The sequence below is a fragment of the Pseudomonas sp. lyk4-R2A-10 genome (genome assembly GCF_030209075.1).
Lineage (GTDB): Bacteria > Pseudomonadota > Gammaproteobacteria > Pseudomonadales > Pseudomonadaceae > Aquipseudomonas > Aquipseudomonas glycinae.
Map to the genome: position 1 here is coordinate 261,615 of NZ_JARVSR010000008.1, position 17,411 is coordinate 279,025.

5 protein-coding genes are annotated in these 17,411 nt (G+C 63.9%); 2 read left to right on the forward strand and 3 right to left on the reverse strand.

Going from position 1 to position 17,411, the window contains the following annotated elements; all coding sequences use genetic code 11:
• Positions 1-48: 48 nt before the first annotated feature.
• Positions 49-13,047 (forward strand): non-ribosomal peptide synthetase, encoded by a 12,999-nt coding sequence (locus QRN46_RS12755; RefSeq protein ID WP_285354990.1) that lies wholly within the window; start codon positions 49-51, stop codon positions 13,045-13,047.
• A gap of 146 nt (positions 13,048-13,193) precedes the next feature.
• Positions 13,194-14,006: an alpha/beta fold hydrolase gene (locus QRN46_RS12760; protein WP_201815697.1), complete on the forward strand. Its 813-nt coding sequence runs from the start codon at positions 13,194-13,196 to the stop codon at positions 14,004-14,006.
• A 31-nt stretch (positions 14,007-14,037) separates the two neighbouring features.
• On the opposite strand, the gene dsbG is transcribed toward QRN46_RS12760, so the two are convergent.
• The 3 genes from dsbG to dsbD are packed head-to-tail and all read right to left on the reverse strand — an operon-like array spanning position 14,038 to position 17,386.
• Positions 14,038-14,808: a thiol:disulfide interchange protein DsbG gene (dsbG, locus tag QRN46_RS12765; RefSeq protein ID WP_085655122.1), complete on the reverse strand. Its 771-nt coding sequence runs from the start codon at positions 14,806-14,808 to the stop codon at positions 14,038-14,040.
• The gene (locus QRN46_RS12770) at positions 14,784-15,656 is read right to left on the reverse strand and encodes a TlpA disulfide reductase family protein (protein WP_201815695.1); all 873 of its coding nucleotides are present in this window, start codon (positions 15,654-15,656) and stop codon (positions 14,784-14,786) included. The genes dsbG and QRN46_RS12770 overlap by 25 nt, the downstream gene beginning before the upstream one ends.
• Entirely contained in the window at positions 15,656-17,386 is a 1,731-nt protein-coding gene (gene dsbD / locus QRN46_RS12775; RefSeq protein ID WP_201815694.1) for a protein-disulfide reductase DsbD, read from the reverse strand. Before dsbD ends, QRN46_RS12770 begins: the two co-directional genes overlap by 1 nt.
• Positions 17,387-17,411 lie beyond the last annotated feature (25 nt).

Consider the following 17,411-nt stretch of genomic DNA (forward strand, 5'->3'; position numbering starts at 1 on the left):
GCAGCCAACCCGATTCCACCAGCAAGCCGATTTCAGGCAGGAAACCTCATGACCGACGCGTTCGAACTCCCCAGCACCCTGGTCCAAGCCCTCCAGCGCCGCGCGGCCCTGACGCCGGATCGGCTGGCCCTGCGCTTTCTCGCCGAAACCGAGGAGCAGGCTGTGGTGCTCAGTTATCGCGAACTCGATCAGCGCGCGCGCACTATCGCTGCGGCGTTGCAGGCCGAGGCCGGATTCGGTGATCGCGCGGTGTTGCTGTTTCCGAGCGGTCCGGATTACGTCGCGGCGTTCTTCGGTTGCCTGTACGCGGGCGTGATCGCGGTGCCGGCTTATCCGCCGGAATCGGCCAAGCGTCACCATCAGGAACGCCTGCTGTCGATCATTGCTGACGCCGAGCCGCGCTTGCTGCTGACCAGCGCCGACCTGCGCGACGCCCTGCAGCAAATCGAAGGCGCGCCGCCGCTACTGTGCGTCGATACCCTCGACAATGCGCTGGCCGAGTGTTGGGTCGAACCGGCCTTACCGCAAGACCACATCGCCTTCCTGCAATACACCTCCGGTTCCACCGCGCTGCCCAAGGGCGTGCAGGTCAGCCACGGCAATCTGGTGGCCAACGAGCTGCTGATTCGCCACGGTTTCGGCATCGACGTGAACCCGGACGACGTGATCGTCAGCTGGCTGCCGCTGTACCACGACATGGGCCTGATCGGCGGTCTGCTGCAACCGATCTTCAGTGGCGTGCCGTGCATCCTGATGTCGCCGGCGTACTTCCTCGGACGGCCGTTGCGCTGGCTCGAAGCGATCAGCCAATACGGCGGCACCATCAGCGGCGGGCCTGACTTTGCTTATCGACTGTGCAGCGAGCGGGTCAGCGAATCGGCGCTGGAACGCCTCGACCTGAGCCGCTGGCGCGTGGCCTATTCCGGCTCCGAGCCGATCCGGCTCGACACCCTCGAGCGTTTCGCCGAGAAGTTCACCGCGTGCGGTTTCAGCGAAGACAGCTTCATGGCGTCCTACGGTCTGGCGGAAGCGACCCTGTTCGTCGCCGGCACACCGCGCGGCACAGGCATTCCTGCACTTCGCGTCGACGATCAAGCCCTGGCGCAGAACCGTGCCGAGCCGGGCGAGGGCAGCCCGATAATGAGCTGCGGCATCAGCCAGCCGGAACATGCGGTGCTGATTGTCGAGCCGAACACCCTTGAAGAACTGGCCGACAACGCTGTCGGTGAAGTCTGGGCTGCCGGCCCGAGCATCGCCCTCGGCTACTGGCGCAATCCCGAGGCGACTGCCAAGACCTTCGTCCAGCACGCCGGCCAGACCTGGCTGCGCACCGGTGACCTGGGCTTCATTCGCGACGGTGAACTGTTCATCACCGGTCGCCTGAAAGACATGCTGATCGTGCGCGGTCACAACCTCTACCCGCAGGACCTCGAAAAGACGGTCGAGAACGAAGTGGAGGTGGTGCGCAAGGGCCGTGTCGCGGCGTTTGCGGTCAATCAGAATGGCGAGGAGGGCATCGGCATCGCGGCGGAAATCAGCCGCAGCGTGCAGAAAATCCTCCCGCCCGAAGCGCTGATCAAAGCCATCCGCCAGGCCGTGGCCGAGGCCTATCAGGAAGCGCCTAGGATGGTAGTGCTTCTGAACCCGGGCGCGTTGCCGAAAACTTCCAGCGGCAAGTTGCAGCGTTCGGCCTGCCGCAATCGCCTGGCCGACGGCAGCCTCGACAGCTACGCGGTATTCCCATCGGCCACCGCTGAAACCAGCGAGTCGACCGCGTCCGCCTCCGAACTGGAAACCGTGATCGGCAAGATTTGGGCCGAGCAACTGAACGTCAAACAGGTCAATGGCGACGATCATTTCTTCCTGCTCGGCGGCAACTCGATCGCCGCCGCTCAGGTGATCGCCAAGGTCCGCGAAGAGCTGAGCCTGGAGCTGAATCTGCGCCTGCTGTTCGAAGCCCCGACCCTGTCCGCGTTCGCCGCCGCCGTGGCGCAGCAGCAACAGGACGGCGGCAGCGCCCAAGGCGAAATCACCGCGTTGTCGCGCAACGAAGCCTTGCCGCAATCCCTGGCACAAAACCGTCTGTGGATCACTTGGCAGCTCGATCCGCACAGCAGCGCCTACAACATTCCCGGCGCCCTGCGCCTGCGTGGCGAACTGGACGAGGACGCCCTGCGCGCCAGCTTCCAGCAACTGATCGAGCGCCACGAATCCCTGCGCACCCGCTTCTTTGAACGCGACGGCGTGGCCCTGCAACAGGTCGAAGCGGCGGGCGAGTTCAACCTGCAACTGATTGACATAAGCGACCTGCCGGCCAGCGAACGTGAAGCCCGCGCACAACAGATTCGCGAGGACGAAGCCCGCACCCGGTTCGATCTGGAGAAAGGCCCGCTGTTGTGGGTGACGTTGGTTCGCCTCGACGATGAAGAGCATCAGTTGCTGGTGACGCTGCACCACATCATCGCCGACGGCTGGTCGCTGAACGTGTTGATCGACGAGTTTTCGCGTCTGTACGCCGCCGCTTCTCAAGGCCAGCGTGCCGAACTGGCGCCGCTGCCAACCCAATACGCCGACTACGGCAGCTGGCAGCGCCAATGGCTGGCGCAAGGCGAGGGTGAGCGACAACTGGCGTACTGGAAAGCACAGTTGGGGGAGGAGCATCCGACCCTGGAACTGGCGACCGACCATCCGCGCTCGGCCAAGAAAAAGCACAGCGCCGCGCGTCATAGCGTTCGCCTGGGGATCAGCCTCAGCGACGCCATTCGCCAGACCGCTCAGGCCTATCAATCCACGCCGTTCATGCTGCTGCTCTCGGCTTTCCAAAGCCTGTTGCATCGCTACAGCGGCCAACGCGACATCCGCATCGGCGTACCCAACGCCAACCGTCCGCGTCTGGAAACCCAGGGCCTGATCGGCTTCTTCATCAACACCCAGGTGCTGCGTGCCGACGTCGATTCGCGTCTGCCGTTCACCGAACTGCTGGCGCAAACCCGTCAGGCTGCGCTCGGTGCCCAGGCGAATCAGGACCTGCCGTTCGAACAACTGCTCGAAGCCTTCCCGCAGGCCCGCGAGCAGGGTCTGTTCCAGGTGATGTTCAACCACCAGCAACGTGACCTGAGTGCGCTCAAGCGCCTGCCGGGCCTGCTCGCCGAAGAACTGCCGTGGCACAGCCGCGAGGCCAAGTTCGATCTGCAACTGCACAGTGAAGAAGACCGCAACGGTCGCCTGACGCTGTCCTTTGACTACGCCGATGAGCTGTTCGACGCCGCGACCATCGAGCGCCTCGCCGAGCATTTCAGCAACCTGCTGCGTGCTGTCTGCGAAAGTCCGCAACAATCCATCGGCGAGCTGCAACTGCTGACCGCCGCCGAACACTCTCAGCAAACTGCGTGGAGCGTCGCCCCGTGCACTCCGGCGCAACAATGGCTGCCGGAACTGCTCAACGAACAAGCCCGGCAAAATCCGGATCGCACCGCGCTGCTGTGGGACGGCGGCAGCCTGGACTTCGCAGAATTGCACGCCCAGGCCAACCGTCTCGCCCATTACCTGCGCGACAAGGGCGTCGGCCCGGACGTCTGCGTGGCCATCGCTGCCGAGCGTTCACCGCAACTGCTGATCGGTCTGCTGGCGATCATCAAGGCCGGTGGCGCCTACGTGCCGCTGGACCCGGAATACCCGGCTGAACGCCTGGCCTACATGCTCAGCGACAGCGGCGTTGAACTGCTGCTGACCCAGACTGCATTGCTCGACCGCTTGCCGGCAAGCGAAGGCGTCAGCGTGATCGCCATGGACACCCTGCACCTGGAAAACTGGCCGAGTCAGGCACCGGGCCTGCACCTGCACGGCGACAACCTCGCCTACGTGATTTACACCTCGGGCTCCACCGGCCAGCCGAAGGGCGTGGGCAACACTCACGCGGCGCTGGCCGAGCGTCTGCAATGGATGCAGAACACTTATCGCCTGAACGACACCGACGTGCTGATGCAAAAGGCGCCGATCAGTTTCGACGTGTCGGTGTGGGAGTGCTTCTGGCCGCTGATCACTGGCGCGCGCCTGCTGATCGCCAGCCCCGGTGAACACCGGGATCCGCATCGCATTGCGCAATTGGTTCAGCAGTACGGCGTGACTACGCTGCACTTCGTGCCGCCGCTGCTTTCGCTGTTCATCGACGAACCGTTGAGCGCCGAGTGCACCAGCCTGCGTCGCGTGTTCTCCGGCGGTGAAGCGCTGCCGGCGGAACTGCGCAACCGCGTGTTGGCGCAACTGCCGGCGGTGCAACTGCACAACCGTTATGGCCCGACCGAAACCGCGATCAACGTCACTCACTGGCATTGCAGCGTGGCCGATGGCGAGCGTTCGCCGATTGGCCGTCCGCTGGGTAACGTGGTTTGTCGCGTGCTCGACAGCGATCTGAATCCAGTGCCGGCCGGTGTGCCGGGTGAGCTGTGCATCAGCGGCATCGGCCTGGCCCGGGGTTACCTCGGTCGGCCTGCGCTGACCGCCGAGCGTTTCGTGGTCGATCCGCTGGGCGAGCAGGGCGCGCGTCTGTACCGCACCGGTGACCGTGCGCGCTGGACCCACGATGGCGTGATCGAATACCTCGGCCGTCTCGATCAGCAGGTCAAACTGCGCGGCTTCCGCGTTGAGCCGGAAGAAATCGAAGCCCATCTGCTGGCTCAGGACGGCGTGGCGCAGGCTGCCGTGCTGGTGCGTGAAACCGTCGCCGGCCCGCAACTGATCGGCTATTTCACCGCCACCGACGCCAGCGAAGATCAGGACGCGCAAACTGCTCGCCTGAAATCCGCACTGGCCGCCGAGCTGCCGGAATACATGGTCCCGGCGCAACTGATGCGTCTCGACGCAATGCCCCTGAGCCCGAGCGGCAAACTCGACCGCCGCGCCTTGCCCGAGCCGCAATGGCAGGTGCGCGAACACGTCGAGCCGGTCACCGAGCTGGAACAGCAGATCGCTGCGATCTGGCGCGAAGTGCTGGGCCTGAAACAGATCGGCCTGCGCGACGACTTCTTCGCCCTCGGCGGTCACTCGCTGCTGGCCACGCAAATCATCTCCCGCACCCGCCAGGCCTGCGACGTCGAGCTGCCGCTGCGCGCCTTGTTCGAGCACAGCGAACTCGGTGATTTCGCCGAGCAGATCCGCCAGATCCAGGCCAGCGGTCGCACCAACCAACAGCCGCCGATCGACAAGGTTGATCGCAGCAAACCGGTGCCGCTGTCCTACTCGCAACAGCGCATGTGGTTCCTCTGGCAGATGGAACCGGACAGCCCGGCGTACAACGTCGGCGGCATGGCGCGCCTGCGTGGCGTGCTGGATGTCGGGCGTTTCGAAGCGGCGCTGCAATCGTTGATCCTGCGTCACGAAACCCTGCGCACCACGTTCCCGAGCGTCGACGGCGTGGCCCGTCAGCAGGTGCATGCCGAGACCGGCGTGCGCATGGACTGGAAGGATTTCTCGACACTCGCCGCCGATGTGCGCGAGCAGAAAGTCCAGCAACTGGCCGACGACGAAGCGCACCTGCCGTTCGATCTGGAAACCGGCCCGCTGCTGCGCGCCTGCCTGGTCAAGACCGCCGAGCAGGAGCATTACTTCGTCCTGACCCTGCACCACATCGTCACCGAAGGCTGGGCGATGGACATCTTCGCCCGTGAACTCAGCGCGCTGTACGAAGCGTTCGTCGACGACCGCGAATCGCCGCTTGAACCACTGCCGGTGCAGTACCTCGACTACAGCGTGTGGCAGCGCCACTGGCTGGAATCCGGTGAGCGTCAGCGCCAGCTCGACTACTGGACTGCGCAACTGGGCCGTGAACACCCGTTGCTGGAATTGCCGGGCGACCGTCCGCGTCCGCCAGTGCAAAGTCACCAGGGCGAGTTGTTCCGTTTCGACTTGAGTGACGATCTCGCCGCGCGGGTTCGGGCGTTCAACGCGCAGAACGGTCTGACCCTGTTCATGACCATGACCGCCGCCCTCGCGACCTTGCTTTACCGCTACAGCGGCCAGACCGATCTGCGCATCGGCGCGCCGGTGGCCAACCGTATCCGCCCGGAAAGCGAAGGGCTGATCGGGGCGTTCCTCAACACCCAGGTGCTGCGTTGCCAGCTCGACGGCCAGATGTCGGTCGGCGAATTGTTCGAGCAGGTGCGCCATACCGTGATCGAAGGGCAGTCCCATCAGGATCTGCCGTTCGATCATTTGGTTGAAGCCCTGCAACCACCGCGCAGCGCGGCGTACAACCCGCTGTTCCAGGTGATGTGCAACGTACAGCGCTGGGAATTCCAGCAGAGCCGCATGCTCGCCGGCATGACCGTCGAGTACCTGGCCAACGATGCACGGGCGACCAAGTTCGACCTCAACCTGGAAGTCACCGACCTCGACCACCGTCTCGGTTGCTGCCTGACTTACAGCACTGATTTGTTCGACGAGCCGACCATCGCGCGCATGGCCAAACATTGGCGCAATCTGCTGGAAGCGTTGATCGCCAACCCGCAGCAACGTCTCAGCGAATTGCCGCTGCTTGATGCGCCTGAGCAGCAGCAATTGCTCGACAGCCTAGGTGTCGAGCCGGGCGAGCGTCGTCTCGATCAGTGCATTCATCACTTGTTCGCCGAGCAGGCCCTGGTGCGCAAAGATGCGCCAGCCCTGACCTTCGCCGGGCAGACCCTGAGCTACGCCGAACTCGACGCCCGCGCCAACCGTCTGGCCTGGGCCCTGCGTGAGCGCGGTGTCGGCCCGCAAGTGCGGGTCGGTCTGGCGCTGGAGCGTTCGCTGGAAATGGTCGTCGGCCTGCTGGCGATCCTCAAGGCCGGCGGCGCCTATGTGCCGCTGGATCCGGAATACCCGCTCGACCGCCTGCATTACATGATCGAAGACAGCGGCGTCGGCCTGCTGCTCAGCGACCGGGCGATGTTCAAGGCCCTCGGCGAACTGCCGTCGAACGTGGCGCGCTGGTGCCTGGAAGATGACAGCGCCGCGCTGGCCGATTACCCGGCTACCGAGCTGCCCTTTATCAGCCTGCCGCAGCATCAGGCGTACCTGATTTACACCTCGGGTTCCACTGGCAAGCCGAAAGGCGTGGTGGTGTCCCACGGTGAAATCGCCATGCATTGCCAGGCTGTGATCGAACGCTTCGGCATGCGTCCGGACGACTGCGAACTGCATTTCTATTCGATCAACTTCGACGCCGCCACCGAACGTCTGCTGGTGCCGCTGCTCAGTGGTGCGCAGGTGGTGCTGCGTGCGCAGGGGCAGTGGGACGCGGAAGAAATCTGCGGCCTGATCCGCGAACATCGGATCAATATTCTCGGTTTCACCCCGAGTTACGGCAGCCAGTTGGCGCAGTTCCTCGCGACGCAATACGACATCCTGCCGGTGCGTATGGTCATCACCGGCGGCGAAGCGCTGACCGGCGAACACCTGCAACGAATTCGCGCGGCGTTCAAACCGAGCCTGTTCTTCAACGCCTACGGTCCGACCGAAACCGTGGTCATGCCGCTGGCCAGCCTTGCACCCGAGGTGCTGGAAGAGGGCGCCGGCAGTGTGCCGATCGGCAGCGTGATCGGTGATCGCGTGGCCTACATTCTCGACGCCGATCTGGCGCTGGTGCCGCAAGGCGCGACCGGTGAACTGTTCGTCGGTGGCGCCGGTCTGGCGCTGGGGTATCACGAGCGTGCGGGCATCACTGCCGAACGTTTCGTCGCCGACCCGTTTGCCGCCAATGGCGGGCGCATGTACCGCACCGGCGACCTGGTGCGCCAGCGCGCCGATGGCTTGGTGGAGTATCTGGGGCGGATCGACCATCAGGTGAAAATCCGAGGTTTCCGGATTGAACTGGGCGAGATCGAAACCCGCCTGCTCGATCACGATTCGATCCGCGAAGCAGTGGTGCTGGCGCTGGATGCACCGAGCAGCAAGCAACTGGTCGGCTATCTCGTGACCGAGGTCGCTTCGCGAAGCGAAGCCGAGCAGGCCGAACTGCGCGACGCGCTGAAAGCGCACCTGAAGACGCAACTGCCGGACTACATGGTGCCGACCCATCTGATTCTGCTGGAGAGCATGCCGCTGACCGCCAACGGCAAGCTCGATCGCCGCGCGTTGCCGGCGCCGGATCCGGAGCTCAATCGTCAGGATTACGTGGCGCCAAGCAACGAGCTTGAGCAGACCCTGGCGCAGATCTGGTGCGAGGTGCTCAACGTCGAGCAGGTCGGTCTCAACGACAACTTCTTCGAACTGGGCGGCGACTCGATTCTGTCGATTCAAGTGGTCAGCCGTGCGCGCCAGCAAGGCATTCACTTCAGCCCGCGCGATCTGTTCCAGCACCAGACCGTGCAGACACTGGCTGCTGTCGCCAGTCGTACTGAAACCGTCACCGCCGAGCAAGGTCTGGTGTCCGGCGAATCGAGTCTGACGCCGATCCAGCACTGGTTCTTCGACACCGAGATTCCCGAGCGTCAGCACTGGAACCAGGCGTTGCTGCTGGAGCCGACTGTTGCGCTGGAGCCGCACCGTCTGGAACAGGCGTTGCTGGCCGTGATCGAGCAGCATGACGCCTTGCGCCTGCGCTTCAGCGAGGTCAACGGCGCATGGCAGGCAACCCATCAACCGGTCACCGATGCCGCCGTGCTGTGGCAGGTTCGCGTGCCGTCGATGGACAAGTGCACCGAGCTGTTCGCCGATGCTCAGCGCAGCCTCGACCTTGCCCAGGGCCCGTTGCTGCGTGCCGTGCTGGTCGATGGGCCGGACTCTCAGCAACGGCTGTTCATCGCGATCCATCACCTGGTGGTCGACGGTGTGTCGTGGCGCGTTCTGCTCGACGATCTGCAAGCCGTGTATCGCCAGCTCGACGCCGATCAGTCGGTGAAACTGCCGGCGAAAACCAGCGCCTTCAAGGACTGGGCGGCGCGTTTGCAGGCTTACGCCGGCAGCGAATCCCTGCGTGAAGAACTGAGCTGGTGGCAAGCGCAACTGGCTGGTCCGAATGCCGATTTGCCGTGCGAACACCCTGAGGGCGGTCGCGAGAATCGGCATGCGCAAACCGTCAGCGTGCGTCTGGATGGCGAGCGCACCAGGCAACTGCTGCAACAGGCACCGAGCGCCTATCGCACGCAGGTCAATGACCTGTTGCTGACCGCGTTGGCCCGTGTGCTGTGCCGCTGGAGCGGTCAGCCGTCGGCGCTGATTCAGCTGGAAGGCCACGGCCGCGAAACCCTGTTCGACGAGATCGACCTGACTCGCACCGTCGGCTGGTTCACCAGCGCCTATCCGCTGCGCCTGGCCCCGCACAACATCGAAGAGGCTGCCGGGCAGGGCGCTTCGATCAAGGCGATCAAGGAACAGCTGCGCGCCGTGCCGCACAAAGGTCTGGGCTATGGCGTGCTGCGTTATCTCGCCGATGATGCCAGCCGTCAGAGCATGGCGGCGTTGCCGAATGCGCCGATCACGTTTAACTACCTCGGCCAGTTCGACCAGAGTTTCGGCAGCGATGCGCTGTTTCGTCCGCTCGACGAGCCGGTCGGTGCCGCCCACGATCCGCACGCATCGCTGCCGAACGAGTTGAGCGTCGACAGTCAGGTGTACGGCGGGGAACTGCTACTGCGCTGGACCTTCAGCGCCGAACGCTACGACGCGCAGACCATCAACGAGCTGGCCGATGCCTACGTCGGCGAGTTGCAGAGCCTGATCGAACATTGCCTGCAGGACGAGGCCGGTGGCCTGACGCCGTCGGACTTCCCGCTGGCAAAATTGACCCAAGCCCAGCTCGACGCACTGCCGGTGCCGGCGGCACACATTGAAGACGTGTACCCGCTGACGCCGATGCAGGAAGGCATGCTGCTGCACACCTTGCTCGAGCCGGGCACCGGTCTGTACTACATGCAGGATCGCTACCGCATCAACAGCGAACTCGACCCCGAGCGTTTCGCCCAGGCGTGGCAAGCGGTGGTCGCCCGTCATGAAGCGTTGCGTGCGTCGTTTTGCTGGAACGTCGGCGAAGACATGCTGCAAGTGATCCACACCCCGGGTCGCACGCCGATCGAGTACCTGGACTGGAGCGCCATCGCTGACGCCGAGCAGGAGCCGAAACTGCAAGCGCTGCTCAAGGCCGAACGCGAAGCCGGGTTCGATCTGCTCAATCAGGCACCGTTCCACCTGCGCCTGATCAAGGTCGGCGCGGCGCGTTACTGGTTCATGATGAGCAACCATCACATCCTGATCGATGCCTGGTGCCGTTCGCTGCTGATGAACGATTTCTTCGAAATCTACACCGCGCTGGGCGAAGGTCGCGAAGCACAATTGGCGGTGCCGCCGCGCTACCGCGATTACATCGGCTGGCTGCAACGCCAGAGCCTGGCCGAGGCGCGTCAGTGGTGGCAGCGGAACCTGCAAGGTTTCGAGCGCACCACGCCGATCCCGAGCGACCGTCCGTTTCTGCGTGAACACGCCGGTGAAAGTGGCGGCATGATCGTCGGCGACCGCTACACCCGACTGAATGTCGAGGACGGCGCCCGTCTGCGTGAACTGGCCCAGGCCCATCAACTGACCATCAACACCTTCGCCCAGGCGGCGTGGGCGCTGGTATTGCGACGCTTGAGCGGTGATCGCGACGTGCTGTTCGGCGTGACCGTGGCCGGGCGTCCGGTGGAAATGCCGGAGATGCAACGCACCGTCGGCCTGTTCATCAACAGCATCGCGCTGCGGGTGCAGATCCCGGCGGACGATCAGCGCGCCAGCGTGCGTCAGTGGTTGAGCGCTCTGCTCGACAGCAACATGCAACTGCGCGAGTACGAATACCTGCCACTGGTGAACATCCAGGAACAAAGCGAACTGCCGAAAGGCCAGCCGCTGTTCGACAGCCTTTTCGTGTTCGAAAACGCCCCGGTAGAAGTCTCGGTGCTGGACCGCGCGCAGAGCCTCAACGCGACCTCGGACTCGGGCCGTACCCACACCAACTTCCCGCTGACCGCCGTTTGCTATCCGGGTGATGACCTCGGCCTGCATCTGTCCTACGACCAGCGTTACTTCGACGAGTCGACCATCGAGCGCATGCTCGCTGAGTTCAAGCGTCTGTTGCTGGCGCTGGTCGATGGCTTCCATGGCAACATGGCCGACCTGCCGCTGCTGGGCCATGAGGAACAGGACTTCCTGCTCCACGGTTGCAACCAGAGTGAGCACGACTATCCGCTGGAGCAGAGCTACGTCGAGCTGTTCGAAGCACAGGTCGCGCAACATTCGCAACGCATTGTGGCCAGTTGCCTTGATCAGCAGTTGAGCTACGAGCAACTGAACCAGAACGCCAACCGTCTCGGCCATGCACTGGTCGCGGCCGGGGTGCAGAGGGATCAACCGGTGGCGCTGCTGGGCGAGCGTAATCTGGATCTGCTGGGCATGATCATCGGCAGCTTCAAGGCCGGTGCCGGTTACCTGCCGCTGGATCCGGGTCTGCCGAGCCAGCGTCTGCAACGCATCATCGAGCTCAGCCGCACGCCGGTTTTGGTGTGCACCGAGGCTTGCCGTGAACAGGCGACGACCTTGCTGGATGAATTCAGCTGCGCTAACCGTCCACGCTTGCTGGTGTGGGAAGAGGTTCAGGCCGGCACGGTTTCGTCGGCGAATCCGGGGATCTTCAGCGGGCCGGACAACCTGGCCTACGTGATCTACACCTCGGGCTCCACCGGGTTGCCGAAAGGCGTGATGGTCGAGCAGCGCGGCATGCTCAACAACCAGTTGAGCAAGGTGCCGTACCTGAACCTGAGCGACGCCGATGTGATCGCCCAGACCGCTTCGCAAAGCTTCGACATTTCGGTCTGGCAGTTCCTCGCCGCGCCGCTGTTCGGGGCGCGGGTGGACATCGTGCCGAACACCATCGCCCACGATCCGCAAGGCTTGCTGGTGCATGTGCAGCAGCAGGGCATCACCGTGCTGGAAAGCGTGCCGTCGTTGATTCAGGGCATGCTCGCTTCGGATCACCTGAGCCTCGACGGCCTGCGCTGGATGTTGCCGACCGGTGAAGCCATGCCGCCGGAACTGGCGCACCAGTGGCTGCTGCGTTATCCGCAGATCGGTCTGGTCAACGCCTATGGCCCGGCGGAATGCTCGGATGACGTGGCGTTCTTCCGCGTCGACCTGGCCTCGACTCGCGGCAGTTACCTGCCGATCGGTACGCCGACTGACAACAATTTGTTGTACCTGCTCGATGGCGCGCTGGATCTGGTGCCGCTGGGTGCGGTGGGTGAGTTGTGTGTGGCGGGCACCGGGGTCGGTCGCGGTTATGTCAGCGATCCGATGCGCACCGCGCCGGTGTTTGTGCCGAATCCGTTCGGTACGCCGGGCGAGCGTCTGTACCGCACCGGTGATCTGGCGCGCCGTCGCAGTGACGGGGTGCTGGAGTACGTCGGCCGGGTCGACCATCAGGTGAAGATTCGCGGTTACCGGATCGAGCTGGGTGAAATCGAGGCGCGTCTGCACGAACAACCGGAAGTCCGCGATGGTGCGGTCGCTGTGCAGGAAGGCGTCAACGGCAAGCATCTGGTTGGCTACCTGGTCGCCGCAGATTCTGCACTGAACCAAAGCGAACGTCTGGAGCGAATCAAGCAGCGCTTGCGCGCCGAACTGCCGGAATACATGGTGCCGCTGCACTGGTTGTGGCTCGACCGGTTGCCGCTCAACGCCAACGGCAAGCTTGATCGCAAGGCCTTGCCGGCACTGGAGATCGGCCAGTTGCAGAGCCAGGATTACCTGACGCCGCGCAGCGATCTGGAGCAGACCCTGGCGGATATCTGGGCCGAGGTGCTGAAGGTCGAGAAAGTCGGGGTACGCGACAACTTCTTCGAACTCGGCGGCCATTCGCTGCTCGCCACGCAGATTGCCTCGCGGGTGCAAAAAGCCTTGCAGCGGGATGTACCGCTGCGAGCGATGTTCGAGTGCAGCACGGTGGAGGAACTGGCCGGGTACATCGAAGGGCTGGCGGCCAGTGACATTACCGAGGAGAAGGTTGATCGACTGAATGATCTGATGGCGGAGCTGGAGGGGCTGTAAAGCACAGCCCGCGGCAATGGCTACCGAAACGAGTTTCGCTGTGGCCGTTGTCGCAAATCGGGCTTTGTAATCCTTTCATATCATTGACGGCCGAGGCGCGCCCGCTCAGTCTTCGTGCTCCAGTTTCTTTGCCACGGGGGGTATCCATGCCTTTTTTCACGGTTGACGGACAGGCGCTTCACTACATTGATCAAGGCACGGGCCCGGCGGTGCTGTTGGCCGGCAGTTACCTGTGGGACCAGGCCATGTGGGCCCCGCAAATCGCAGCGTTGTCGGCGCACTATCGGGTGATTGCACTGGATCTGTGGGGCCACGGCGAATCCGGTCGCTTGCCTGAAGGCACCGCTTCGCTGGACGACATCGCCCGTCAGGCACTGGCCTTGCTCGATCATCTGGACATCGACCGGGTGACCCTGGTCGGGTTGTCGGTCGGCGGCATGTGGGGCGTGCGTCTGGCGTTGTCGGCGCCGCAGCGGCTCAACGGTCTGGTGCTGATGGACACTTACGTCGGCGTCGAGCCGGAGCCGACCCGCCAGTACTATTTCTCGCTGTTCAAACAGATCGAGGAAAGCGGCGGGATCTCCGAGCAACTGCTGGATATCGTGGTGCCGATCTTCTTCCGTCCGGGCATCGATCGAGCATCGGCGCTGTATCAGGACTTCCGCGCAAAACTCGCCGGCTATTCCGCCGAACGCCTGCGCGACAGCATCGTGCCGATGGGGCGCATCACCTTTGGCCGTGATGACCTGTTGCCGCGTCTGGGCGAGCTGAATGCGGCCACCACGCTGGTGGTCTGCGGCGATCAGGACAAGCCACGCCCGCCGTCGGAAGCACGGGAAATGGCTGAGCTGATTGGCTGTCCGTGTGTGCTGGTGCCGGAGGCGGGGCATATCTCCAATCTGGAGAATCCGTCGTTCGTGACCGACACGCTGCTGAAGTTTCTGACTGAGCTGAAGTAACGAAAACGCCCACGCATTGCGTGGGCGTTTTTTATTTCGGGCCGAGAATCTTCGCCAGTTTGTCCGGCGTCGGCGCGCCTTGCTGTTGTTGCAGCTCGCCCTTGTCGTCCATGTAGAAGATCGCCGGGGTGGCCTGCAAGTCCAGGTCTTCCATCAGCTGCATGTTCGCTGCGAGTTTGGTCTGCACGGCGACCGGAATGTCCTTCAAGGCCTTGAGGGTGCTGGCCTTGCCGGCTTTCTCGTGATCTTCCAGGGCCTTGCTCGGATCCTTGGCGGCGAGCAGGGCGGCGGCTTTGGCCGGGCTGTCTTCGCGGATGATGCCGACCATGATGTGTCGCAGCTGCACCTTGCCGGCCTTGACCCAGGGACGGGCCTGTTCCCAGAACATGTTGCAGTACGGGCAGTTCGGGTCGCTGAACAGGTACACCGTGCGTGGTGCATCCTTGTTGCCGTCCTGAATCCAGTTGCTGGCCTCGAACTTGGCCCAGACTTCCTTGGCCATCGGCGCGTAGACCAGTTTTTGCAGCGGCGCGCTGCTCAGGTCGTTGCCGTCGGCGTCGTACAGGTTGCCCAGCAGCACATGCTTGCCGTCCGGCGTCAGGTACAGCGCCATGCCACGGTTCTGGTATTGCGCGGCGTAACCACGCAAGCCGTCCGGCGCGTCGAACTGGCCGACGATTTTTGCGCCTTTGGCTTCAATCTTCTTGATCGCTTCAGGCAATTCTTCGGCGGCCTGTACCGACGGCAAGTGCAGCAGGGCTGCGCTCATGGTCAGCGTCAGCAGGTGGCGGAGGCGGGGCATGGCAGTTTCCTTGAAGAAGAGGTGGCCGGATTCGGGCTGGAAGCCGGGGTGTCGAAGTTTTCCAGGGCGCGGGCCAGGCTGGCGTTCGACAGCTCGCCCAGATGGCTGCCCAGCAGACGACCGTCCGGGCTGTAGAACAGGGTAGTCGGCAGGGCCATGGAACCCACGGCCTGACCGAGGCGTCCGCTGCGGTCGAACAACACGTTGTTCAGGCTCAAGCCCTGGGTTTCGAGAAAAGTCGCAACGCTTTGCATGCTTTCGGCCTGGTTGACGAACAGGAACGTCAGGTCCGGGCGTTGTTGCTGGGCGTTTTCCAGCACCGGCATTTCCCGTCGGCACGGCGGGCACCAGGTGGCCCACAGGTTGATCACCAGCGGCCCGCCCTGATAGTCGGTGAGTTTCACGGTTTCCCCGGCGGCGTTGCGCAGGGTGATGTCCGGCAGGCGCGTGCCTTGCTCGTAGATGTTCAGCGACAGGGTCGCCAGCACCCAGAACGCCACACCGCTGACCACGCCGAAGCCCAGCGGTCGACGCAAACCCGGCCGGCGCCAGCCGCGATACAGTGCCGCCAGCAACAGCACGATCACCCCCGGCCAGGCGAGAAAACCGCCGTCGCGCAGGTCGATGATCTGCCACAGATCGTTGCGATAGTGGCCCCAGTACACAGCGACAAATGCAACGCGCGCCGCCAGCATGCCGAGCAGAAACAGGCTGAACAGCGCCGACTCGGGGTTGTCACCACCGCGCTTGGCCACCCGCCAGCCGACGAAGGTCGCCAGCGCCAGCGCGCTGATCAGCAGCAGATGGTTGAGGGCGATGGCAAAGGTGCCGAGGGTGAAGGTCAGCATTAACGGGCGTCTCGGGTGGTGGTCCAGCGTTGCAGGAAAGTGTCGGCATCGACCTCGCCGGTGATGCGCTGGCTGCGGCGCTCTTCGCCGTCGGCGCCGATCCACACGAAACTTGGTGGCCCCGGCACTTTATAACGGCCGAGCAGTTCGCGGCTGGCGGCATTGTCGGCGGTGACGTCGAGTCGGAGCAAGCGCACATCGCTCAGGGCCTGCATCACCCGCGCCTGGCCGAACACCTGTTTCTCCATGACTTTGCACGACACGCACCAGTCGGCGTAGTAGTCGAGCAGCACCCACTGGCCCTGCGCTTTGGCGGTGTCGAGCTCGCGTTGCAGGGCAGCGGGATCCTTGATCGTCGTGAAGCCTTCGTGGCCGTTCGGGGCCGCCGTGCCGACGCGGCCGGCGCTGTATACCTGCAGCGGCTGATACGGGTCTTCACTGCCGCCCGCCGCACCGACCACCAGCAGACTGCCCCACAGACCCAGCAACAGCGAACCGGCACCGAACAATTGCGCTACGCGACCAAAGCCCTCGGACTGTTTCCATGCGCTGTAAGCGGCGATCAACAGCAGCGCGCCGCACAGACCCAGCCACAGCGACGGATCCAGCACCGGTCGCAGCATCAGCAGCGCGGTGGCGAGGAACAGGAAGCCGAACACGCCTTTGAGCAGATTCATCCACGCGCCGGGCTTGGGCAGGAAGCGATTGCCGACCGTCACCAGCAACAGCAGCGGCACGCCGATGCCGATGCCAAGGGCAAACAGGATCAGGCCGCCGTGCAGTGCGTTGCCGCTTTGCGCGATGTAGAGCAGGGCGCCGGCCAGCGGTGCGGTCATGCACGGGCCGACCAGCAGACCGGACAGCGCGCCTAATACGCCGGCGCCGACCAGGCTGCCACCGCGCTGACTGCGCGAGGCGTGTTCCAGTCGATCCCGCAGGGCCACCGGCAATTGCAGCTCGAAGAAGCCGAACATCGGCAGCGCCAGAACCACAAACACGGCCGCGAACGTCCCGAGCAGCCACGGGTTCTGCAACCACGCCTGCAGGTTCGCCCCCAGCAGCGCGGCGATGACGCCCATCGCCGCATACACCAGCGCCATGCATACCACATAGCTGCCGGCCAGCGCGAAACCGCGACGCGGCGTGGCGCCGCTGCCCACGACCATGCCCGCCAGAATCGGCAGCATCGGCAGCGAGCACGGCGCAAACGCCAACAGCAGACCGAGACCGAAGAACACCAGCAGACTCCAGCCCAGCGAGTGCTGTTGCAGACCGCTGGCCAGTGCCTGATCCGGTGCTTCATCTGTCGTTGCTGAGGCTTTGCCGCCGAGGTCGATCACTCGCGTCTGCGGGGGATAGCAAAGACCGGCGTCGGCGCAGCCCTGATAACTGACCTTGATCTGGCCTTGGGCGGCTGCCGGGATTTTCAGCTCGAGGCCTTGACGATAGACCGGTTGCTCGCCGAAATACTCGTCGCTGTGGGACTCGCCTTCGGGCAGGGCCGGGACGTTTTGCGTCGCCAGCCCGTCGAATTTCAGACGCTTCTGATACAGGTAGTAGCCGTCGGCGATTTGCCAGAACAGTTGGGTCTCACCGGAATCCAGACGTTCCGAGGTCAGCACGAATGCCTTGTCGACCGGCAGAAACTCCGGTTTTGACGCAAAGGGATCATTCCCTGCCTGGGCCAGACTCGAAATCAACAGTGCAAAAAACAGAAAAAAATGACGCATGGAGGAGCCTTGTCCCTGTGCAATT

Coding starts and splice junctions, on each gene's coding strand:
- dsbD (WP_201815694.1), bottom strand. CDS start 17,386: ATGCGTCATTTTTTTCTGTTTTTTGCACTGTTGATTTCGAGTCTGGCC.
- QRN46_RS12760 (WP_201815697.1), top strand. CDS start 13,194: ATGCCTTTTTTCACGGTTGACGGACAGGCGCTTCACTACATTGATCAA.
- QRN46_RS12770 (WP_201815695.1), bottom strand. CDS start 15,656: ATGCTGACCTTCACCCTCGGCACCTTTGCCATCGCCCTCAACCATCTG.
- QRN46_RS12755 (WP_285354990.1), top strand. CDS start 49: ATGACCGACGCGTTCGAACTCCCCAGCACCCTGGTCCAAGCCCTCCAG.
- dsbG (WP_085655122.1), bottom strand. CDS start 14,808: ATGCCCCGCCTCCGCCACCTGCTGACGCTGACCATGAGCGCAGCCCTG.